Source organism: Psychrobacter sp. UBA6291 (assembly GCF_002439405.1).
Lineage (GTDB): Bacteria > Pseudomonadota > Gammaproteobacteria > Pseudomonadales > Moraxellaceae > Psychrobacter > Psychrobacter faecalis.
Window position 1 is genome coordinate 1 of record NZ_DJUD01000020.1, and the last position, 22,669, is coordinate 22,669.

Below are 22,669 nucleotides of genomic sequence, written 5' to 3' on the forward strand. Positions count from 1 at the left end.
ACACAAAGTTTGGGAAACTCTCTACGGATTTGACGGCAGGGGTCACTTTTTTTATATTTGCCATCATTATGCTGGCTTTTTCACGCGCTTCGGTTAGCGTAATCAAGTGCGTTTCTTCTACTTCGTTTCTATACAGCTTTCCATTGATGCGCTTATGCAGTGTATAGCGCTTTGACTGCTTGCCTACCCGTAGCGCAAAACCAGTTAGTACATCGTCCATATAGATTTCAGTGCCTTTAGCGGTATAGTCTACTGAATCGATAAGTTTTTTGGTAAGTTTAACTTTCATATATCACCCATGCAGCAGTACATAACCATAGTGTTAGTAGTCATCATACTTTAATTACTACAAGGGTCAAAGTATCAAGATAGTATCAAAAAATTAATTACATCAATGCGTTCACATGAATTTTAGACAATAAAAAACCCTTACAAGTCAATGACTGTAAGGGTTTGAATTTGGTGGGCCCAGTAGGACTTGAACCTACGACCAAAGGATTATGAGTCCTCTGCTCTAACCAACTGAGCTATGGGCCCTTTAGACGCACAATGATACCTGATTTTTATATATTTTCAAGTAAAAGATAGAAAGTATTACCGATTTTTTTAGTAAAACATTAGTTCTCTGCTAAACATGACCGCCAGCCAATGTCAGGCTGCGACCACCATCGACAGTAATTATTTCACCCGTCACATAACGGGCGTGCGCCAAATAAAGCACACTATGGGCAATTTCCTCAGGTTTGCCTATCCGCTGCAGAGGAATGGAGTCGATGATGCTTTTTTGCTGCTGCGGGTCAAGTGCTTGGTCGCTATCTGCTTCTGGTAGGATGTTTACGCCAGGAGCGATGCCATTGACACGTACCTCTGGCGCCATATCAAGCGCAAAAGACTGTACCATCATGCGATGCGCCGCCTTTGCCATATTGTAGACGGCATACTCTTTAAAAGGTTTATTATGCGCATGGATATCGAGTAGGCTAATGATACAGCCCTGCCGGGTCCGTAGATAAGGATATAACGCTTGGCTTAATAATAAGGGCGCTTTGGCGTTGGTTAAAAATAAATCATCCCATTGCTCTAGATCTATATCACCAAGTGGACTTGGATAAAAGCGAGAGGCGTTATGCACTAGGACATCGAGTTGCCCAAATGCTTGTATAATATTTTGAGTAAATTGCTGTAGCATCTCGCTATTATTAACAACCGTCAAATCTGCAAGGACGACGACCGAGCTATCAGGACGACTGTGATTCAGCGTATCGGCTAGGTCATTGGCTTCTTGCTCACTATGATGACAATGAATAATGACACGGTAGCCTTGCTCATGGGCGGCACGGACAATAGCCGCACCAATACGCTTAGCGCCACCGGTGACTACCATTACGGGCGCTGAGGTATTAGAATATTTTGATTGGCTTAAACTAAATTCATGGTTCATATTAAAGGTATTTTTGTGATTTAAATTGCTGGTTGAAAGTGCTTGTTTACAAGACAGGTTATGTTTGTAAATGCTCAATTCTACGTTGGCGTAATGCTTCGCCTATCGCTGGGCCTTTTAGATTCTGGTCAATATTATCCATGCTGATTGCATGAAAGCTATTTAAGGCGAGCATCATTTGGCGGTGCTGTATGGCCAGTTTTAAGACATGACTGGTGACCAAGAGCTGCGACAGTTTATCGGGCGCTTTATGAGCGCTACAAGCTTGAATAAGATCGATTTTCTCGGCGGCGCTCAGCTGGTCTATGCGGCTAAGATTTTTCGCTTGCTGCACAAATAAAGTGGCAAATTGAGTCTGTGCTTTTGGCACTTTGGCGCTGTTTCCGATCTCATTAATAGCTTTAGCCGCTGCCTCTATATTAACCGAAAGAGTTTCTGTAGAGTTTAAAGTAAATAAATCGGTATTTAAACTTGCCATCAATAACGCCCAGCGCTGCGATAAATTTAATTGCATTTGACCGGCGAAATACAATGCGGTTTGTACAATCTCTCGTATTTGACCGTACTGTTTATCATTCCAAACTTGCTGTAGCGGAGCAAAATACTCCGTCAACGCCCCAATCTCGAACAGCTGTTGCCAATATACCTGCGGCGATACTTGCATCAGAGCACGGCTCGATTCTTGCCAAATACGCTCACTACTTAGATGCGTAAGCTCGCCTGAACGCACCAACTCACGCATCAATAGCAAGGTTTCATCGGCAATACTAAAGCCCAAATCATAATAGCGGCCATAAAAACGGGCGGTGCGCAGTACCCGTAATGGGTCTTCACTAAAAGCGCTTGAGACATGACGTAGGGTTTTACTTTTAATGTCCTGCAATCCGCCATAGTAATCAACGACTTTACCAGTGATGGGCGTGTCATCGGTAAGGCTCTTGACTTCGATTGCCATGGCATTGACAGTCAAATCACGACGTTGCAAGTCTTCACGCAAGGTGACATCAGGGCTGGCATGCACGCTAAAGCCTTGATAGCCCAGACCTTGTTTGCGCTCCGTACGTGCTAGGGCATATTCTTCACGGCTCACAGGGTGCAAAAACACCGGAAAGTCTGCGCCCACTTGTTGGAAACCTGCCGCCAGCATATCCGTGACAGTCGCGCCGACGACGACAAAATCTTTGTCTTTGATAGGACGACCTAACAATTGGTCACGGACAGCGCCGCCGACGAGATACACTTGCATAATAGTCTCTTTTTTTATCCAGTATTTACTAAGTCGTTTTGCCAAAAAAAACCAGTCAACACTCGTTTACGAGTACTGACTGGTTTTAGTATAGCAGACGGCTTCTATAAATAACTAACAGAAGACCGTCTTCGTAATGCGTTTATACGCTATATAAACGACTACTGCTGCTCACTTTCTAAATCTTGAGCTTCAGTGACCGCAAGCGCTGTCATATTCACCACACGACGCGCTGTCGCTGATGGGGTTAGGATATGTACAGGCTTGTTAGCTCCTAGTAAGATAGGACCGATAGAGGCACTGCTGGTCGCTGTTTTTAGTAGGTTGAAAGCAATATTTGCGGAATCAAGCGTTGGCAAGATAAGCAAGTTCGCTGAGCCTTTTAGGTTGCTTGATGGCAAGTCATTGGCACGGATATGCTCATCAAGTGCCGCATCACCTTGCATTTCACCATCGAAGTCAAAATCGACATTCATCTCTGTCAGCAGCTGATGTACTTTGCGCATTTTTACCGCGCTGGCACGGTCTGAGGTACCGAAGTTTGAATGCGAAACCAACGCCACACGTGGCGTAATATTAAAGCGACGTAACTGATCAGCTGCCAGTACCGTCATTTCAGCCAATTGCTCAGCCGTTGGGTCTTCATGGATATAAGTATCGGCAATAAAGATATTACGATCTTGCATCAAGACAGCATTCATCGCATAAAAATCACTGACGCCTTCTTTTTTACCGATGACTCGGCTGACGTATTTTAAATGCAGATGATAGTAGCTAAAAGTACCACAAATCATGCCATCAGCATCACCGTTTTCAACCAGTAGGGCACCGATTAAAGAAGTCTTACGGCGGACATCACGGCGCGCAAGCTCAATACTGACACCATTACGTTTATTTTTCTCGTAGTAGCCTTGCCAGTAGTCTTTATAGCGTGGATCATCGTCTTGATTAATAATGGTGATGTTTTCGCCATCTTTTAGACGCAGCGCCAATCTTTCAATGTTCTTTTCAATGATGGCAGGGCGACCAACCAAGATTGGATGCGCCAATTGCTCATCAACGACCACTTGTACGGCAAGCAGTACGTTGCGGTCTTCGCCTTCACAGTAAACAATGCGTTTAGGATCGGCTTTCGCGCGGGCAAAGATAGGCTTCATCACGAACGCTGAGTTATAAACAAACTCAGACAAGCGTTGACGATAGGCTTTCATATCAGAGATAGGCAGGGTTGCTACGCCAGAATCCATCGCCGCTTTGGCAACCGCAGAGGCGATTTCGATGATTAGGTTTGGCTCAAGAGGGCCTGGGATAAGGTAATCACGGCCAAAGCTTGGCGTACTCTCAACGTTTTTCACGTTATTCATTGGTGTCGCTTCAACATGCGCCATAGCCGCGATGGCTTTTACGCAAGCGATTTTCATCTCTTCATTAACCGCTGTCGCCCCAACGTCAAGTGCACCGCGGAAGATATAAGGGAAGCATAGCGCGTTGTTTACTTGGTTTGGATAATCTGAGCGACCGGTTGCCATGATAACGTCTGGACGTACGGCGTGCGCCACTTCTGGCATGATTTCAGGCGTTGGGTTGGCAAGGGCAAAGACGATTGGGTCTTTTGCCATACGGCGCACCATGTCTTCAGTTAAGGTGCCAGGCATTGATAGGCCTAAGAACATATCGACATCATCCATCACTTCTTCGATGGTAGTGGCGGTAGTATTGCGCGCATAACGCTGCTTGGTTTCATCAAGGTTTTCACGGCTGGTGGTAATGATACCGCGTGAATCTGATACAAAGATATTGTTTTTATCTACGCCAAGCGCACAAATGATATCCAAGCAAGATATAGCTGCCGCACCTGCGCCAGAGCAGACCACTTTAATCTCTTCGATTTTTTTGCCAGTGATAAGTAAAGCGTTTAGCATCGCTGCGGCAACAATGATTGAGGTACCGTGCTGGTCATCATGGAATACCGGAATGTTCATGCGCTCACGCAATTCGCGCTCGATTTTGAAACATTCTGGGGCTTTGATGTCTTCAAGGTTAATACCACCAAAAGTAGGCTCAAGCGAGGCGACGGCTTCGATGAACTTATCTGGATCATTTTGGGCAATTTCAATATCAAAAACGTCAATACCAGCAAATTTTTTGAATAAAACCCCTTTACCTTCCATGACAGGTTTAGAGGCCAATGGACCAATATCCCCTAAACCAAGCACCGCAGTACCGTTGGTTATCACGCCAACCAAGTTGCTACGAGCAGTATATTTAGCCGCTAACGCTGGATCTCTTTGAATCTCAAGACAAGGTATCGCAACCCCTGGAGAGTAAGCAAGTGCCAAATCACGTTGGTTGGCCAGTTGCTTGATAGGCGTAACTGAGATTTTACCGGGGCGCGGAAACTCATGGTAGTGTAAGGCAGATTGTTCAAACTGCTCTTTTTCCGTAGTAGGGGTGTCCATATTCAAAGTGATATCGTCATTCATAATAATTGCCATGGTTGGAATAATTGGAATAAAGTAAATGGTGATAAAAACCAATGTCTATGCTTCATTATCATGACTATGATAATGAAGCCACATTTATACTAAAAAGGTCGTGCTCGGCGACTAGACATCAGCGTAAAAACAGCAATCTCACAGGAAGCGTTATTCTAGCACTATTGGTATTTCACTGCCTAGTCAAGTCATCTCAATTAGGTGAATAATATAATAAAATGATATTCGTTATTTCGCTGTTTGATAATGGCAAAAAACGCCCCTCGATATCAACCATAATTGCCTAATGTTTCAAAACATTACAGAATAGCAGCTTGTCCGTATTCTCTTACGAAGAACAGCTGATTGGCATTTGCGGCGCATGTGGCGCGGGCGGCATGGTATCGAGCTCAGTGGCGATGTCTTGGACGTTGTAAGGATTGGCAAGTAAGTCAAAGACTCGATTTAACTCTTCAAATTGGCCTTGTTCCGCCACCGTAATCGCCCGCTGTGCCACACTATTACGTAGTACATAAACCGGATTATTGCTATGCATTTGTTTAATAGAGGCTTCGCTAGATAACGGCTCTAGCGCTGCTAAATACCTTGTTGACCATTGTTGCCAAACGTGCTGTGCCTCATTATTAAACTCAGCAGTCATTTTTGCCAGCAATTCTTGCTCATACGGATATTCATTTGGCGCGACCAAACCCAATAGCGCGCGGAAACTGTTGCTATAGTCGAGCAAATTATTCTCTAACAAGGTTAACCACTCAAAAGCGAGAGCCAAACTTTCTTTACTATGCGGTAGCCCAAGCTTACGGCAGAGGCCTTGCTGATAATGCTGCATAAAGGTCGCTTCATACGGCGCTAGGCAATCAGCCAAGGTATCGCGTGTTACGCCGTCCAAGCGCATAAAATGAGGTAGCCAAATATTTAAGTTCCAATGACCGATAGCAGGTTGGTTTTGATAGGCATAACGTCCAGTATGATCAGAATGATTGTTAATCCAGGCAGGGTTAAAGCGTTCCATAAAACCAAACGGCCCAAAGTCTAAGGTACTGCCCGTAATCGATAGGTTGTCAGTATTCATCACCCCATGGGCAAAGCCAATCAATTGCCAATCGGCAATCATACGTGCGGTTCGCTCAACCACCGCTTGTAAAAATGCTAAGACAGGCGCTTCACTATCACGGCATTCTGGATAGTATATATCAATCATATAGTCGGTAAACTCGCCAAGTAAGTCGGGTGCAAAGCTTGCAATCCACTCAACATGACCGAGGCGAATATGACTGTCAGCAACGCGCATCAATGCCGCGCCTGCTTCCATACGCTCACGGCGGACACGTGTATCAGACACCACAAAGCCCAAGGCGTTAGACGAAGGGATGCCAAGCTGCGTCAGCGCATGACCGCATAAATACTCGCGAATGGTACTGCGTAATACCGCGCGCCCATCGCCCATGCGTGAGTAGGGGGTCAGACCAATGCCCTTTAAATGTAAATCTTGTAATTTATCATTATTATCGAGCACTTGCGCCATGAGTAAACCGCGCCCATCGCCCAATTGTCCGGCCCACTGTCCGAACTGGTGACCAGCATAGGCCATGGACAGCGGTCGAAACTCAGCTGGCACGTATTGACCCCCTAATATTTCAACCCAACGCGCCATCAGCTCATCGTCATCGAGCCAGCCTAATTGCTTGGCAACTTCGGTGTTAAAGTGACCAGCGCGCGGATTATCAAGCGGTGTCGGCTGCTGTTCATGATAAAGGCGAGTATCTAATGTGACGTAAGTATTTTGATAGCGCATAGGTGCGTTCCAATATAAAGGTATGTATTTTTAATATAAAAACTTAAGGTTAAAAGCGAGTAATGAAAGCGTGTAAAGAGAGTAATATACTTACTATAGCATAGCCTTAATAATGCCGCGTTTCACTCTGTCCATCTCTTGTAATTGCTGTATAAACAATGAGTGAGCAAAAATAATAAGTGCGTAAACGAGCAGCGCACAACTCATGGCTGAAAAAAACCCCCTATCTTTACAGATAGAGGGCAGGAGAAACGTACAATAAAAACTAAGATAATAAATCTATAAACGCTTATGCCGCTTTTGGACTTTGACCGATAGAGCGAAACGCCGTTTTTAGATTGCTGTTATGCGCCAGTATCTTTTGCTCAACTTTGGCATAGTCGTGCTTTAGCATCTCTTCAACTTCATGCAGGCGATCGGCAAACTCGGTCTTTTTTAGCTCAATAGTTTTGGCTTTTAGCGCTTTCCATTCTTCGACCGTTTGCGTAAAGGCTTCATATTCAAACTTGATACGATCTTGGAAACTCTTCATCGCATGTGGAATATCTAGACCGTTCGCAGTAACACTATCAATCTGCTGTTGAGCCTTTTTGAACTGCATTTGCACTTCAGCATGCTTAATGGTGGTGTCGTCAACCGTGCGTAATTCACTGGTTAGCCCAAGTTTAGATAAGCCCAAGATAAGCCATTTAGTTGGATCATATTGCCACCATTTCACGCCATTACGATAGTCGTATTGGAAGAAGTGATGATAGTTATGATAACCCTCACCCCACGTAAAGATAGCAAGGAAAAAGTTATCGCGAGCACTATTGGTATCCGTATAAGGACGCGTACCAAACATGTGGCATAGCGAGTTAATAAAGAAGGTAAAGTGGTGGGTCAGTACCAAGCGCAGTAGACCTGCCAATACAAGCGTGCCCCAAACGTCACCTATTAACCAACCAATTGCCGCAACCATCGCAACATTGGTAGCCAGTACCCATAAACCATAGTATTTATGCTGAATCTGTAGCACTTTATCTTTGGTCAAATCAGGAATGTTTTTATAATCAAAGCGACCACTAGGATAATTGCGTAACATCCAACCGATATGACTGAACCAAAAACCACGCCTTGCTGAATAAGGATCTTCCATGCGGTCATCAACATGACGATGATGCGTACGGTGGCCCGATACCCAGTCAAAAGCAGAGCCTTGAACCGCAAGGGTTGAGCCAAGTAATAGGAAGTTTTTTACCAAAGGATGGGCTTTATAAGCGCGATGCGACAATAGGCGGTGATAGCCTGCAGTGATACTAATACCGGTCCACACCATAAAGGCACCAAATACACCCCAAACCGGCGCACTAACTTGATGGGTCAGTAAATACCATGGCGTAATGACGGCAGCAGCAATAGGCGTTGCAATCAGAAAAATCGCTGGAACCAAGTTGATTGGCGACTTTTGAAATTCAAGCTCAAGCGGATCGATACCCTCATAGTTAGCGACTGCATTGGCATCTTTATAACCGCTCGTCGTCGCAAACTGCGTATCGGCAGCCTCATCAGTTTTGCTTTTGCCAGTATCAAGCCACGTCTTCACGCGCAGCGCCTGAGTACCAGCATGCTGTATAAGCGTATCACCCGACTTCATGGCGAAACGCAAGCCCTTAAGTGGTAAGCCTATTACTTTTTTAGCAATCATGTAATATTCCTAATGATATTAATTTCAGCCTCCATATTACCCTAAAAGACCAGTAAAGTGAACAGTTATACACTAGAAAAATATTGCTAAATAACAATAACTTGTAGGAGTTATGGTAGCGATTAACCCAAATAATCCCTTACTTATCAGCAGTTAAGTGAAAGTGTAAGCAAAAAGATAAATATGTGTGCGATAAAAATGTATAAACGACTATCGAGCCAATTAATTAGCTGGCTTTTTTAAGCCATTTTCAAGCAAGTTTTTTGAAATATGACAAAAAGATAGGTAAGAAGTTCACTTACTTAGCGCGTGAGAAAATAGGTTGGATAATCGGTGATGATGACGTCGACTTGCCACGTAATAAGTTGTTTAATCGTTTCGCTATCATTGACGGTCCACGCGCTGACTGGCAGGTGATAACGATGACAGTGCTTAATGACTGCTTGAGTCAGCAATAGATAGTGAATACCTAGCTGGACGCAGCCAAGTTGCAGGGCAGTTTGCGGTGCGCTTAGCAAAGTTTTAGGGGTGCGAATCAGTAAGCCACGCGGAATGTGTTGTAAGGTTTTATTGCGTTGCAGCCTTGCGTGTAATTCGACATCGAAGCTGGTCAGCGCTATAGGCAAGCTGGCAAGCGGACTATCGATTAAATCGTGCATTAACGCCTTGATTAGTTTACTGTAAACGGTGCGCTGATGCGTCTTAATTTCTAGCTCAATATAGCCAAAACCTGTTAGTACAGAGGCTATTTCGGCTAAGGGCGTAATCTGATGACCGGACTGCAAATAGCGCCCAATCTCGGCAAGACTCAACTGGTCAATGCAGGATTGTTGGGCGCACATGCGTAGTAAATTATCATCATGAAAGACCAGCAAGTGACCATCGGCGCTTAATTGCACATCAAATTCAACGCCTATCAAACCCGCGCTTTGTAGGTTTTGCGCCACTTTAAAGCCTGCTAAGGTGTTTTCTAGCGCTTCACCGCGTGCGCCGCGATGGCCCAATAAAAGGGTATTTTTAAAATTTATCATTATTAATAGCTATCAAAAATTCTTATCGCTATCATATCGTCTCTGCAAAATGGGGTCTAATAAAATATTTATCTGAGAACAGAAGCATTACTTAGATAGTGTAGTTATGAGTTGCAGCCACGACATAAAATATGTCTTTGTAGCTTTTTTGCAACCAAAGCAAGGTTTTGTACACAATGTTGGACGTTATTTGTATATCAATAGGCTACACTGATGACCATTTAAATCAAACGCCGTATAATAACGTGGTTTTCAAAAATTGCATGGCAATCTTTACTATACCGTCGTTACCATTTAAATGTCATGATGCGCGTGTAAGTTTTTGAATGTTAAAACACTGGCCGTCATTGGCGGTACGAATCAGGAAATTGGAGCAAAAAAAGATGAGCGTAGCAAATAAGAGTTTGAGCAAGTGGTATAAGGTTGCTGGTATTGGTATCGCCTGTAGTTTGGTACTTACAGGCTGTAACCGCTCAGAAAAAGAAGAGACCACAGAAACTGCCGAGCTAACCGAAGAGGCCGCCACTAACGAAAACGCTGCTGCTACAGCGGTAAGTTGTGATGATCCAATGGTACAAGATCGCCTCAAATCAGCCTTAAAAAATACGCTCAATCAACAAGCGCAAACCTTGGCAGCAAGTTACGCTAACGATGCTGAAATTGCTTTAAATGGTGGCGTTGTCAGTGGTAAAACCAATGGTATCGTCATCGATGTACAAAACGCTGCGGTATTACAAGCTACAAATGATAATGGTATGACTACCTGTCAGGCGAGTGTCAGCATGACTCTGCCAAGTGAAGACTTATACCAAGCCAGCCAGCTGCAATCCGCTAACAATCAGCCAAGCTTACAATCACGCCTAGCCAATGATAATATCCGTATCAATAATAACATGCTCGTTGACGATGCCTTTACGTATGTTGTTGGTACCCAAGGCGGTCAAGTACGTACGCGTATCGCTGGACAGCCAGCACTGCTGACCGTGGTATCAGAAGTAGTGGCAGGCTCAGCCTTTCAGACAGCGCTAGAAGAGCAGCGTGCCGCGCAAGCAGCCGAACGCCGCCGTCAAGCGGCACAAAACAATACCGAAAACCAAACTCGCCAACCAAGACCGGTAACGCCAGCGGCCCCTGTACGTCCAGCTGAGCCAGCTACGCCACCGACTGTCAATCAAAATAGCAGCAGTCAAAACAGTAGCCAGAACACGAGTAATCAGGATAATCAAAGCAATAACCAAGCTGCCCCAACGCCTAGTACTACAGCGCCTGCGACTCCAGCTGCACCTAAGTCAGTCCCTAAAGATGACAGTATCGATATGGTGATTATCGAAGATAAAGACGCGACTTATTAATTATTTATAAGAAGTCAGTTTCTATTGTTTAAGCCTAGCGTTTGAAATTTAAAAGCCCGCAACTATCGTAAGTCGCGGGCTTTTTGCTTGAATGGATTTTTAGCGGTTAATTTTTAGCAGTCAGTAAAAGCTAAACTATTTATTCTCAGCGAATTTTTGTAATACTTGACTGTCCCATAGCACTTCAGAAACTTGCTCAGGGTCGGTGCAAAAACGCGCAGCGACAAACAGCCAATCAGACAAGCGATTGATAAAGCTAACTGCCGTTGGACGAATGGCCTCGGAGCGCTGCTGCTGCAATAGCACCGCTTGACGCTCAGCACGGCGACAGACGGTACGTGCCACATGCAATTGACTGACCAACACTGAACCTGTCGGTAGGATAAAATCTTTTAGCGCCGGCAAGGTGCTATTCATCGCGTCAATCTGTTGCTCTAACCATGCAATGTGCGCGCTATTCACGCCTTCATATTCTGGCATGGCAAGCTCGCCACCAATATTAAATAGCAGATGCTGAATAATCACTAAGGCTTGGGCAAAGTCGGCTTCTTTTGTCGCGTCAGTCGAGTTTTGCGTCAACTGCGCGCGTACCAAACCAATATGTGAGTTAAGCTCGTCGACATCACCCATGACGCTAAATAGATTGTCCGCTTTACTCACGCGGCTGCCATCTGCCATGCCTGTGGTACCGTCATCGCCAGTACGTGTATATATTTTGCTTAAACGATTGCCCATGTTTTATCCTTAAAGGTTAGTGTTTATTAAAAAGTCAGTATTTTTTAGCATTGCGAATGTTAGTTATGCGCTCATTGTAGTATTTTACGAGCATTTTCGCTAAGATAATGGGTTAAGTTTTATATCGCTGTTTCCCTTAAAATGATAATGACGCTAAATATTGTTATAAATAAGCGTTTTCATTATCTAAGTGTGCAGTAAGAATATTTTCGTTTCACTCTTATTTTTTTTATCAAAAGGCTTTTTTACTATGACCACACCTCTTGCAGACGCGATGTCTCAGCTTGCCATTTATGACTCACTTAACGGACGCAAGCAGGTATTTAAGCCGCTGGTTGCGGGTAAAGTCGGCATATATGTGTGCGGAATGACGGTCTATGATTATTGTCATATCGGTCATGCGCGAGTGGTGGTTGCTTTTGATATGGCGGTGCGTTGGCTTAAGCAATTGGGCTATGAGGTTAATTATGTGCGGAATATCACCGATATAGATGACAAAATCATCGCTCGCGCAGCCGAAAACGGCGAAGAGATTGGCGCATTAACACAGCGTTTTATCACAGCGATGCATGAAGATTTTGCGGCCCTTGGCTGCTTAGCACCCGATGCTGAGCCACGCGCGACCGATTATATCGACGAGATGCAGCAGATGATTGGCAATTTGGTCAGTAATGATTACGCTTACGCTGGCGATAATGGCGATGTCTATTATGCGGTCGATAGCTTCCCTGATTATGGCAAATTATCCAAGCGCAATTTGGACGATATGCAAGCGGGCTCGCGCGTCGATGTCGAAAATGACAAGCGCAATCCGTTTGACTTTGTCCTGTGGAAAGCGGCGAAACCTGGTGAGCCACAATGGGCATCGCCGTGGGGCCAAGGACGTCCGGGCTGGCATATCGAATGCTCGGCGATGTCAACCAAATGCCTTGGTGATACTTTTGATATTCACGGCGGCGGTCATGATTTACAGTTTCCGCATCATGAAAACGAGATAGCACAATCGGAAGCGGCGACGGGCTGCGAATACGCACGTAATTGGATGCACGTTGGTTTTATCAATGTCGATGGCGAAAAGATGTCCAAATCGCTAAATAACTTCTTTACCATTCGCGATGTGATTGCCAAGTATCATTCTGAAACGGTGCGCTTTTTCTTGTTATCGAGTCACTATCGCAGCCAAGTCAACTTCTCAGACAAAGCCTTAGATGAAGCGCACAATAGCCTAAGCAGATTGTATCAAGCATTAAAAGCGGCTGAACAGCAAAAAGGACAAGCACTCATTATCGATGATGCGCTCACCAACTCTGCTTATGATAGCGCGGCAGGACAAGACTTTATCAAAGCCATGAATGATGATTTTAATAGCTCAACGGCAATCAGCGTATTATTTGGGCTGGCACGTGATATTAATAAAGCGATTAAAGGTGAAGAGGTAGAGCTTGCATGGCAATTGGCGCAGCAGCTGAAAGCCTTGGCGCAGACGCTAAATATATTGCAGCTGCCGGTACAGCAGTTTTTGCAAGCGGTCGTGGGTGAGGCGCAAGAAGGCGGTTTGTCCGATGACGCTATCGATGGATTAATCACCGAGCGTGCCGATGCCAAAACCAACAAAAACTTTGTCCGTGCTGATGAGATACGTGAGCAGTTAAAAGAGGCGGGAATTGAGCTTGAAGACAGCCGTGCGGGTACGACTTGGCGCCGTGCTTAAATCGTATTCTTGCTATAAGCAATTGTATCAATTAACATTTTACCCTCAAATTAAGTCAGCTTTATGCTGGCTTTTTTTGGTTCAGTGCATTAGCTTTATCTTATATTCAAAATTAATGCTTAACTCTACTAAATCATTTCATTAATCAGCCTAGAACCTTAACGTATGAAACATTCCTCTCAGTCTTTGATGGCTAAAAATACCCAAGCTCCGTATATGGGCAATAGGGGCGACGCTGGTGTTTCTGGTTGTAAGAGTCTAGATACTATTAAAGGTAGGCAGAAATTAACCGTGAGGCATTTGAACATACGTCATTTTATTTTCAGTATTTCCGTTATTATCCTAAGTATTGTCTATCTGCCAGCTTATGCGGCTAGTCATTCAGCGAATGAAAATTCAACGATCAACAATCAAAACGAAACACCTGCGCCAATCAGCGAGGCGCCAGAAAACATTGTTGACTATGCATCGCAACGGATCGATAAGATCAAAAAAGAGGGCGTCAGTGTCTCTGCGCTTGCCGAAGAGGTCATTAGTCCGTTTGAGAAAAAAACCGAACAGCAAGCGGGGGTATTACAGGGTGATTCCGGTCTGACTGGCGACTATAACGAAAGTTATTATGCCTTAAATAAGCTCAATGTCGGCTTGCCGCCACTATCTGAGCCACCGAATTTATCGACACCACTGGCAACACTAGAGTTTTTTCAATCGGCAGTTATCAAGCAGCAATATGATTTGGCTGCTTATGCGCTCAATATGAACTTGATTGACGAGGAGTTGCAGCGTAATCAAGCAATAGAGCTTGCCAAACAGCTCGATTTTTTATTGATGGAAAAAAAGCTGTATGCGTTTGATAAGTTGCCCGACCGTCCTGATGGTTTGATAGAACCGCCGCTTGGTAGCAATAATAGTATCCAAGGCATCCCTCGGCGCTCAATCCAGTTGGGTTATATCGACTATCGTGATCGCCGTGTGCCGCTGCATCTTGAGCGCGTACGTATCGATGACAGCCCGCCTTTTTGGGTGTTTTCTGCGCAAACGGTCGCCAATATCAATAAGCTGTATGAGCAATATCAGCCTGCCAAGTTTGAGCGTTATTTGCCCGACTGGACCAAATTAAAAGTCTTTGGCATTGCCATTTGGGAATTCATCGCGTTATTTTTATTCTTTTCTTTTACCATGGGCGCCGGTTGGTTGCTCAGTAAAGCGGCTGGTAAACTGCTCAATTGGTACGTTTTAGACAAAGAGGGCAATCGGCTCGCTACCATTCATCATAACGGAGTCGAAGACTTGGTCAATAAGCTGACCGTGCCTTTGACGTTTACCATCAGTTTTTCCGCGGTTTATACCTTGGTATCGGGCGGTTTTCCTTACTTAGATGCGCTTGCCTCATCGACACGCCCCATTATTTGGATTGGGCTGGTGCTAAGCGCCATGTGGCTGGGTACACGCGCCATTAATTTCTTTGCCAATCGTTATAAAGATTTGCAAATCGAGAATTTGAGCGAAGAGCAGTTTGATAAAGGCCGCAGTCGCCGCACCTATGTGTCTATTTTTCGCCGCGTCTTTATCTTTGTGATGATTTTAGGCGGTATTTGGATAGGTCTGAGTGAGTTCACCAATATTGATGGTTTGGGTAAAACATTACTCACCTCGGCAGGGATTGCGGGTGCGGTGATAGGTATTGCCGCCCAGCCTATCTTGGGTAATATCATCGCAGGCATGCAAGTCGCCATTACGCAGCCCGTGCGTATCGGTGATACGGTGATGATGGAAGGCGAGTGGTGCACGATTGAGGATTTGGGTTATACCTATGCGGTACTAAAAACCTGGGATGAGCGCCGTTTGATTGTGCCGATGCGGCATTTTATCACTGAGATTGTAGAAAACTGGTCACATACCGAGTCGCATCAAATCTCAGTGATTTATTTATATGTCGATTATGGCGCCAATATCGAAGCGATACGACAAAAATATATTGAGCTGGTCAAAGACAGTGAGCTATGGGATAGTGACACCGAGCCTGAGATGTATACGGTATCGGTAACAGAGACCACTATCAAGCTGCGCTGTAGCCAAGCGTCCGATAGTCCACTCAATGCTTGGTTACTTGAATGTGAAGTACGCGAGCAAATGCTAAGCTACTTATATAGCGAACAAAAGGATTATCTACCAGCGGAACGTTTTATCGTTAAAACAGAAACATAGTAACGATGTAAGAGCATGGCAAAATAAAGGCATCATCTAGCAAAATAAGCTGACAAATATGTTATGCGAAGGCTTGCTTTATTTGTTATAATATGGCGTTATTTTTAAGGGATAATTCAGTTATTAAGCGTCGGGTAATCAGATGTTAGAAGGTTTAGAAGCGCGATATTAGCAACTCTACTTTCCTAAGCATTTTATTACCGCTGATAAACAGATAACATGCCGAGTGATATCCGTATTTAAGGTTTGTTCCTCATGGTTTTTTCACAATTCTAGCCGCTTTATTTTGGCGTATTGATTTTGATAAAGCTTTTGTTTATCGACGTGATACTGCATTGCCCACCCATCAAAATAACCACCACTAGGGGTCTGTATGTTGCGAATTGTCGATGAAGCCTTAACCTTTGATGACGTTTTATTATTACCAGCTTATTCTGAAATCCTACCAAAAGCTGCTGATTTAACGACCCGCCTAACCAAAAATATCACTTTAAACTTACCGATGATTTCGGCTGCGATGGATACCGTCACTGAATCTGAGATGGCCATCACTATGGCGCAGCTTGGTGGTTTGGGTATTTTGCACAAAAGCATGGATATCGATAAGCAGGCCATGCAAGTACGTCGCGTGAAAAAATTCGAAGCGGGTACAGTTGTCGATCCTATTACCGTGCACCCAGAGATGACCATCGGTGAGCTGTTAAGATTGACTCAAGATAACAATATCTCAGGGGTACCTGTGGTTGAGAAGGGTACCGATAAAGTCATCGGTATCGTAACTCATCGTGATTGGCGTTTTGAGACCAACTTATCATTACCTGTCAGCCATATCATGACGCCAAAAGATCAGCTAGTTACTGTTAAAGAAGGTGAAAGTAACGAGAATATCAAAAAACTTCTTCACGAGCACCGTATCGAAAAAGTGATTGTGATTAATGATGATTTTCGTTTGCGTGGTCTGATTACGGTCAATGATTTCTCTAAAGCAGAAAATAACCCTAATGCTTGTAAAGATGAGCAGGGTCGCCTGCGCGTTGGTGCGGCTGTCGGTACTGGCGCTGATACCCAAGCCCGTGTTGAAGCTTTGATTGCCGCTGATGTCGATATCATCGTTGTCGATACCGCGCATGGTCACTCAAAAGGCGTGATTGATAAAGTTTCTTGGATTAAAAAGCACTATCCAAACGTTCAGGTTATCGGCGGTAATATTGCCACAGGTGATGCCGCTAAAGCATTACGTGATGCTGGTGCAGACGCGGTAAAAGTAGGTATTGGCCCTGGGTCTATCTGTACCACGCGTATTATTGCGGGTGTTGGTATGCCGCAAATCTCGGCAATCGATAGTGTCGCAAGCGCACTACAAGACAGTATTCCACTGATTGCTGATGGCGGTATCCGCTATTCAGGCGATATGGCAAAAGCCATTGCTGCTGGCGCGTCGTGCATCATGGTTGGTTCACTAATGGCGGGTACCGAAGAAGCGCCAGGTGAGGTTGAGCTGTTCCAAGGCCGTTACTATAAAGCCTATCGCGGTATGGGTAGCTTGGGTGCGATGTCAGGTCAAAACGGCTCATCAGATCGCTATTTCCAAGATGCCAAAGACGGCGTAGAAAAACTGGTACCAGAAGGTATCGAAGGCCGCGTACCTTATAAAGGCCCAGTTTCTGGTATTGTCAATCAGATGATGGGTGGCCTACGTTCATCGATGGGTTATACTGGTTGTGCGACCATTGAAGAGATGCGTACTAAGCCGCAGTTTGTCAAAGTCACTTCAGCGGGTATGAAAGAGTCTCATGTCCATGATGTGCAGATTACCAAAGAAGCGCCTAACTATCGCGTTGATTGATCATCTCTTAACGTTAGTGAGATGTAGGTTATCGGCTCTGTAGCGTTGCCGTGACACCAAGATACAAACAGCCAACAATGCTTTATTATTGTTGGCTGTTTTTTTTGTAAAATACAACATTAAACTCTTCTATCTATAACTTAGACGCCTTTTTATTATTTAGACGCCTTGTCTCGGTTTAAGGCTTATACTTGATGTATTTTAAAAACACTTCGCTAATGCTGGAGTGGGTTTTTAGTAGCCTTAAAAAGGATAAGGCGCATAGAAAGAGAGCAAAAAAAGAAAATTTATAGCAGCAGACAGTTTTAAAAGGGTTTCTACAAAAGCGATTGTCTATCAATTAGCTTCTTTTAAACCAATGACAGTCTGCGCGCCCGTTTGATTTTTTACTTTATAAAATTGAGGAACAATAATAATGAGTTACTTTGGCACTGATGGTATTCGCGGCAAATTTGGTGAGTTACCGATTACCCCTGATTTTATTTTGAAGTTAGGTTATGTGACGGGGCTGGTGCTGATAGAAAATAATAATAATCCTGTGCGCAAACCCAGTGTGGTGATAGGTAAAGACACGCGTCTGTCCGGCTATGTGATTGAAGGGGCGCTGCAGGCGGGCTTTAATGCGGCTGGGGTTGACGTCCATATGCTAGGGCCGCTACCGACGCCTGCTATCGCGCATTTGACCCGCAGTTTTAACGCCGATGCTGGTGTGGTGATTTCTGCTTCGCACAATCCTTATTTTGATAATGGCATCAAGTTCTTCTCAGGTGATGGCAAAAAACTGACCGATGAGATGCAAAGCGCAATTAACGATAAATTGACCGCAATTATGGATGCCTCAAATTCCGATAATAGTGCCATCATGCCAATCCTCGATCCGGCGCGACTGGGCAAAAACAATCGTATTAATGATGCGAAAGGGCGCTATATCGAATTTTGCAAAGGCAGCTTTCCTTATCAATATGACTTAGACCATTTAACCGTCGTCGTCGACTGTGCCAATGGTGCAGGTTATAGCGTTGCGCCGCGTGTCATGCGTGAGCTTGGCGCCAATGTTATCGCAATTAATAATAAACCTGATGGCATTAATATCAATGCCAATTGCGGCTCAACCCATCCTGAAAATCTGCAAAAAGCGGTACTTGAATACGAGGCTGATGTTGGTATTGCTTTAGATGGCGATGGTGACCGTATCGTGATGGTCGATGAAGCCGGTGAGCTAGTCGATGGCGATGGTATTTTGTATGTACTGGCTACCCAAAGTCAAACCAAAGCCGAAGGTGTCGTGGGTACTTTGATGAGTAACATGGGCTTAGAGTTGGCGTTAAAAGACGCTAATATCGCGTTTACCCGTGCAAAAGTTGGCGACCGCTATGTCATGCAAGAGCTTGAAGCCAATGGTTGGATACTAGGCGGTGAGCCATCTGGTCATATTTTATGCTTGGATAAAAGTCGCACGGGTGATGCCATTATCGCAGGTTTGCAGGTGCTCGCAGTGATGCAAGCACGCGGTAAGGCACTTAGCGATTTGACCGAAGGTTTTGAAGTATTACCACAAAAACTGGTCAATGTACGCTTATCGCAAATGCAAGATCCGTTTGAGCATGAAGAGCTTGTCGCAGCTTTTGATAAAGCGCGCGCTACCTTAGAAGGTCGCGGGCGCCTGCTTATCCGTCAGTCAGGTACAGAGCCGATGATTCGGGTCATGGTTGAGTCAGACGATGAGATAGAATGCGATGTGATGGCCAATGATTTGGCCGATAAAATCAAAACGGTTTTAGGCTAAACGTCTTGGTTAAATAGACTTATATTAATATTCGAAAGTTAGCGAGAAACAAACATGAGTATGGATTTTACCGATCAGCGCCTATCGTATGAGAAAGGGCAACTCGACCAGCAGTCAGTACCAGACTCACCATTTGAGCTGCTACATGCATGGATGAATGAAGCGATAGCAGAAGAGGTGCAAGAACCTTATGCGATGAGTTTAGCGACGTGCGGCGCAGACAATAAGCCCAGCGTGCGTATCGTTTTGCTGCGCGAAATTACTGACGCAGGCATCGTGTTTTATACCAATTACGAAAGCGCCAAGGGCCAAGATATCGCCGAAAATCCCAATGCCGAAGCGCTGTTTTTTTGGCATAAGCTTGAGCGTCAAATCCGTATCAGCGGCAATATTGCTAAAATAGACGCTACTAAATCAGCGGCTTATTTCCAAAAACGTCCGCATGATAGTCAAGTGGGCGCGTGGGTTAGCCAGCCACAAAGTGGTGAAGTTGCCAATCGCGAGGTCATGGAGCAAACGTTTGAGCAGTTGCAAAATCATTATCCAGCAGACAGTCAAGTGCCAACCCCTGAGTTTTGGGGTGGCTATGAGATTACGATTGAGAGCATCGAGTTTTGGCAAGGCCGTGCCAATCGTATGCATGACCGCATTGTTTATACGCAAGACAAGAGTGGCACGGGCGACGCGGCAAAATGGACAACCAAACGTTTGTTACCCTAAGCTTGATCGTTTTAATGACAATCTATTACAAATAAAGAAGCCTCTTTAAATCTGGTTTGACAGTTGTTTAAAGAGGCTTTTTTTTGCGCTGTTTTTTAGTCTAATTTCTTGCATTAACTTTTTGCTTTGGTATCGACATTCACTGACACTGACATACCTGGACGTAACTGCGCAAGGTTAGGCTGGTTTTGGGCCAAGTCAATTCTAACGGGAACGCGCTGAGCAATTTTGATATAGTTACCCGTCGCAGGATTGGCCGCGCCGGCACTAAATTCGCTGCCCGTTGCAGGCGAGATATTACTGACATGACCGCTAAACTTGGTACCGCCAAGGGCATCGACATGAATGGTGACGGGCTCACCGATACGCATATTGGCCACTTGCGTTTCTTTAAAGTTAGCAATAATCCATACGCCTTTTGGTACGATATACATCAGCTGCGTACCTGCGCTCACGTATTGTCCTTCTTTGACACTGATTTGACTCAGCTGCCCAGATTCTGGTGCGCTAATAACGGTATTGTCTAAATTGACCTGAGCTTGCTTGGCACCGGCTTCTGCGCTCTTAATGTTGGCATCTAAAGATGAGCGGCTACCACTGGTCTTCTCGCTTGCCTCACGAGCCACTTGTAAATTCGCTTCTGCTTGTTGCACGTTGGCCTGCGCTTTTGCAAGTTGTGCTTTGATATGCGCCACTTCTGCCTTTGATACTGCACCGATAGCGTCTAAACCTTGATAGCGCTTCACATCTTCACGCGCACTGTCGACGTTGACTTTAGCACTATATAAGTCCGCCTCGCGTACTTCGATTTGCGCTTGGCTGGTTCCTGTATCCTGCGCATTACTAGCGCGATTGGTCACAGCGATTTCAATGTTTGCCTGCGCTTGTTCAAGCTGCTGCCTAAAAGTACGATCGTCTACTTTGATTAATAAATCACCTTCTTTAACAGTGGCAAAATCCTTAACAGCTACCTCAGTCACGTAGCCGGATACTTGCGGACTGATAATGGTGGTTTGTCCTTTAACAAAAGCATTATTGGTTTGCTGCACCGTTGGAGTAAAGGGCGGCAGCTTCCAAGCGTACAAAATTAATGCCACACCAATCACAATCAAGGCGATTAGTATGCCTAAATTTAAATAAGATTTCTTCTTCGGCGACCAGCCATCGCTGCTAGGAATCGGCTCCTTTGGCGGTATAGGCGGCATGGACGGCTCATCACTGTCAGTAAGATTATCATTAACAATACTCTCGTCATTAACAATACTCTCGTCATTAATGAGCCTGTCGTTAGCCGGCTTATCTATATTGACCGCAGCATTTGGATAATTTGTTGCATCAGGAGCATGAGTGTTGTTGGTTAGTACGTCAGAGGCGGGCTTAGGGTTTTGGTTAAGCTCATCAGATTTTTCTTGACTCATGCCGCGCTCCTAAAGTTTGAATAGTTATCATAAGTTTTTTTTGCATTGGTTAATATGTTAAGTGGCATTTTTAAATGAAGAAAATGCTTTAATTATTCGGGCTATTTTGCTTCGCGCATTTTTGCAATCGCTGCCAATTCTTTAGCCAATGGATTACGTTTATGGTAGCGATGATACAAGTAATTTAGTAATAAAATCAGCGTTGTGATGGAGGCGATAGTTGCCATAAGAAAAAATAAATCAGCATAGGCGGCGACCGTCGCTTGGCGCTGAATACCTTGCAATACTTGTCCCATCGCTGCGACATTTGCTTGATTGGCATCCGTGATTTGGGTAGATAATATACGACCTGCGCCTGCAACTTGTGCCATTAAGGCCGGGTCGCCTAAATTAAACGAGCTGACCATATCGGCGTAGTGTATCTGTGTACGTATGGTGGTAAACGCTTGAATCGCTGCCGCGCCTGCAAGTCCGCCAATGGTCTGCGAGATGCTAAAAATAACCGAAAAACTAATAATGTAAGCAGGGCCGTTAGCGATAGCGCGAAACATCCCCTCAAAAACCATGGGACCCATAAAATAGACGGCAGCAAAGGCAATCATAAATTGACTGACATAAAACATATAAGGGGCAGAATTTAGCGAAATATCTGTATCTAGCCATGCGCCAATAGCGATCAGTGCCACGGCGAAAATGACCGGACGGCGTAAATCCATCGCATTGGTCCTAAAAATACTGATGACCAAGGCCAGAACGCTGGCGGCAAGTATCACCGCATAAAAGGTAATCAACTGATCATTTCCGTAGCCCAAATTGGCCAATAAACCTGCTGCACCGACATTTTGCTCGGATAATAAAATACGCATCACCGCGTCGGTTATCGTAAAAGCGATGATATTGCGGCTACGCATCCAGCGCACTTGTAACATTGGGTTTTTACGGTGCGTTTCAATCCATAAAGCGATGCTAATCGTCACCACCGCGATGATGAGCGGATAGCTCAGCCAAGGCGTCGTCCACCACTGGATACGCCCTTGTACCAAAAAGACTGCTAAGGCTGCAAGACCGCTGGCAAAAAACGCAAAGCTTAAAAAATCCAGTTTTTCGAATACTTTTTCGGTATTGCCAGGTGGTAGCTCTAAGATATTAATCAGGGCAAAGCAAATCAGGGTTGCGAACAGTTAAATAAAACATATAC

The 22,669-nt window shown here is 44.8% G+C and carries 15 protein-coding genes, 1 tRNA gene and 1 pseudogene; 6 read left to right on the forward strand and 11 right to left on the reverse strand.

The genetic code is table 11. The features are described 5' to 3' along the window. From B3R91_RS02500 to B3R91_RS02535, 8 genes and pseudogenes are all read right to left on the reverse strand, one after another. A pseudogene (locus B3R91_RS02500) lies at positions 1 to 289 on the reverse strand (integrase); the annotation flags it as partial. 171 nt (positions 290 to 460) lie between these two features. Then, a tRNA-Ile gene (locus B3R91_RS02505) sits at positions 461 to 537 on the reverse strand. A 91-nt stretch (positions 538 to 628) separates the two neighbouring features. Then, the gene (locus tag B3R91_RS02510) at positions 629 to 1,441 is read right to left on the reverse strand and encodes a pteridine reductase (protein WP_286796376.1); all 813 of its coding nucleotides are present in this window, start codon (positions 1,439 to 1,441) and stop codon (positions 629 to 631) included. Positions 1,442 to 1,499: 58 nt separating this feature from the next. Beyond that, positions 1,500 to 2,687, reverse strand: a complete 1,188-nt coding sequence (locus B3R91_RS02515; RefSeq protein ID WP_286796377.1) for a tRNA nucleotidyltransferase — start codon at positions 2,685 to 2,687, stop codon at positions 1,500 to 1,502. A gap of 161 nt (positions 2,688 to 2,848) precedes the next feature. Next, the gene (locus tag B3R91_RS02520; protein WP_286796378.1) at positions 2,849 to 5,170 is read right to left on the reverse strand and encodes an NADP-dependent malic enzyme; all 2,322 of its coding nucleotides are present in this window, start codon (positions 5,168 to 5,170) and stop codon (positions 2,849 to 2,851) included. A 340-nt stretch (positions 5,171 to 5,510) separates the two neighbouring features. Further along, the gene (locus B3R91_RS02525) at positions 5,511 to 6,977 is read right to left on the reverse strand and encodes a protein adenylyltransferase SelO (protein ID WP_286796379.1); all 1,467 of its coding nucleotides are present in this window, start codon (positions 6,975 to 6,977) and stop codon (positions 5,511 to 5,513) included. A 289-nt stretch (positions 6,978 to 7,266) separates the two neighbouring features. Then, entirely contained in the window at positions 7,267 to 8,664 is a 1,398-nt protein-coding gene (locus tag B3R91_RS02530) for an acyl-CoA desaturase (protein WP_286796380.1), read from the reverse strand. Positions 8,665 to 8,966: 302 nt separating this feature from the next. Further along, positions 8,967 to 9,695: a glycerophosphodiester phosphodiesterase gene (locus B3R91_RS02535; RefSeq protein WP_286796381.1), complete on the reverse strand. Its 729-nt coding sequence runs from the start codon at positions 9,693 to 9,695 to the stop codon at positions 8,967 to 8,969. A gap of 383 nt (positions 9,696 to 10,078) precedes the next feature. On the opposite strand from B3R91_RS02535, the gene B3R91_RS02540 reads away from it, so the two are divergent. Next, positions 10,079 to 11,047 (forward strand): hypothetical protein, encoded by a 969-nt coding sequence (locus B3R91_RS02540; protein ID WP_191691582.1) that lies wholly within the window; start codon positions 10,079 to 10,081, stop codon positions 11,045 to 11,047. A gap of 135 nt (positions 11,048 to 11,182) precedes the next feature. Here the strand turns inward: B3R91_RS02540 and B3R91_RS02545 are convergent, their stop codons facing one another. Continuing rightward, positions 11,183 to 11,782 (reverse strand): cob(I)yrinic acid a,c-diamide adenosyltransferase, encoded by a 600-nt coding sequence (locus B3R91_RS02545; RefSeq protein WP_191691590.1) that lies wholly within the window; start codon positions 11,780 to 11,782, stop codon positions 11,183 to 11,185. 250 nt (positions 11,783 to 12,032) lie between these two features. On the opposite strand from B3R91_RS02545, the gene cysS reads away from it, so the two are divergent. The 5 genes from cysS (at position 12,033) to pdxH (ending at position 20,053) form a co-directional block, all read left to right on the forward strand. Then, a complete protein-coding gene (gene cysS / locus B3R91_RS02550) occupies positions 12,033 to 13,493 on the forward strand; it encodes a cysteine--tRNA ligase (protein ID WP_286796382.1) in 1,461 nt (486 codons plus the stop codon). A gap of 165 nt (positions 13,494 to 13,658) precedes the next feature. Further along, on the forward strand, positions 13,659 to 15,701 hold the full coding sequence (locus B3R91_RS02555; protein WP_286796383.1) for a mechanosensitive ion channel family protein: 2,043 nt from the start codon (positions 13,659 to 13,661) through the stop codon (positions 15,699 to 15,701). A 373-nt stretch (positions 15,702 to 16,074) separates the two neighbouring features. Next, complete coding sequence (gene guaB, locus B3R91_RS02560; RefSeq protein WP_191691593.1) at positions 16,075 to 17,547, forward strand: IMP dehydrogenase; 1,473 nt, start codon at positions 16,075 to 16,077, stop codon at positions 17,545 to 17,547. 415 nt (positions 17,548 to 17,962) lie between these two features. Beyond that, positions 17,963 to 19,333 (forward strand): phosphoglucosamine mutase, encoded by a 1,371-nt coding sequence (gene glmM, locus B3R91_RS02565; protein ID WP_286796384.1) that lies wholly within the window; start codon positions 17,963 to 17,965, stop codon positions 19,331 to 19,333. Between the two features lie 60 nt (positions 19,334 to 19,393). Then, positions 19,394 to 20,053: a pyridoxamine 5'-phosphate oxidase gene (pdxH, locus tag B3R91_RS02570; protein ID WP_286796387.1), complete on the forward strand. Its 660-nt coding sequence runs from the start codon at positions 19,394 to 19,396 to the stop codon at positions 20,051 to 20,053. Between the two features lie 113 nt (positions 20,054 to 20,166). Here the strand turns inward: pdxH and B3R91_RS02575 are convergent, their stop codons facing one another. Both B3R91_RS02575 and B3R91_RS02580 read right to left on the reverse strand, forming a co-directional pair. Beyond that, positions 20,167 to 21,471 (reverse strand): HlyD family secretion protein, encoded by a 1,305-nt coding sequence (locus tag B3R91_RS02575; protein WP_286796385.1) that lies wholly within the window; start codon positions 21,469 to 21,471, stop codon positions 20,167 to 20,169. 101 nt (positions 21,472 to 21,572) lie between these two features. Beyond that, the gene (locus tag B3R91_RS02580; protein ID WP_286796386.1) at positions 21,573 to 22,514 is read right to left on the reverse strand and encodes a hypothetical protein; all 942 of its coding nucleotides are present in this window, start codon (positions 22,512 to 22,514) and stop codon (positions 21,573 to 21,575) included. Positions 22,515 to 22,669: the final 155 nt, after the last annotated feature.

Coding starts and splice junctions, on each gene's coding strand:
- B3R91_RS02510 (WP_286796376.1), bottom strand. CDS start 1,441: ATGAACCATGAATTTAGTTTAAGCCAATCAAAATATTCTAATACCTCA.
- B3R91_RS02515 (WP_286796377.1), bottom strand. CDS start 2,687: ATGCAAGTGTATCTCGTCGGCGGCGCTGTCCGTGACCAATTGTTAGGT.
- B3R91_RS02520 (WP_286796378.1), bottom strand. CDS start 5,170: ATGAATGACGATATCACTTTGAATATGGACACCCCTACTACGGAAAAA.
- B3R91_RS02525 (WP_286796379.1), bottom strand. CDS start 6,977: ATGCGCTATCAAAATACTTACGTCACATTAGATACTCGCCTTTATCAT.
- B3R91_RS02530 (WP_286796380.1), bottom strand. CDS start 8,664: ATGATTGCTAAAAAAGTAATAGGCTTACCACTTAAGGGCTTGCGTTTC.
- B3R91_RS02535 (WP_286796381.1), bottom strand. CDS start 9,695: ATGATAAATTTTAAAAATACCCTTTTATTGGGCCATCGCGGCGCACGC.
- B3R91_RS02540 (WP_191691582.1), top strand. CDS start 10,079: ATGAGCGTAGCAAATAAGAGTTTGAGCAAGTGGTATAAGGTTGCTGGT.
- B3R91_RS02545 (WP_191691590.1), bottom strand. CDS start 11,782: ATGGGCAATCGTTTAAGCAAAATATATACACGTACTGGCGATGACGGT.
- cysS (WP_286796382.1), top strand. CDS start 12,033: ATGACCACACCTCTTGCAGACGCGATGTCTCAGCTTGCCATTTATGAC.
- B3R91_RS02555 (WP_286796383.1), top strand. CDS start 13,659: ATGAAACATTCCTCTCAGTCTTTGATGGCTAAAAATACCCAAGCTCCG.
- guaB (WP_191691593.1), top strand. CDS start 16,075: ATGTTGCGAATTGTCGATGAAGCCTTAACCTTTGATGACGTTTTATTA.
- glmM (WP_286796384.1), top strand. CDS start 17,963: ATGAGTTACTTTGGCACTGATGGTATTCGCGGCAAATTTGGTGAGTTA.
- pdxH (WP_286796387.1), top strand. CDS start 19,394: ATGGATTTTACCGATCAGCGCCTATCGTATGAGAAAGGGCAACTCGAC.
- B3R91_RS02575 (WP_286796385.1), bottom strand. CDS start 21,471: ATGAGTCAAGAAAAATCTGATGAGCTTAACCAAAACCCTAAGCCCGCC.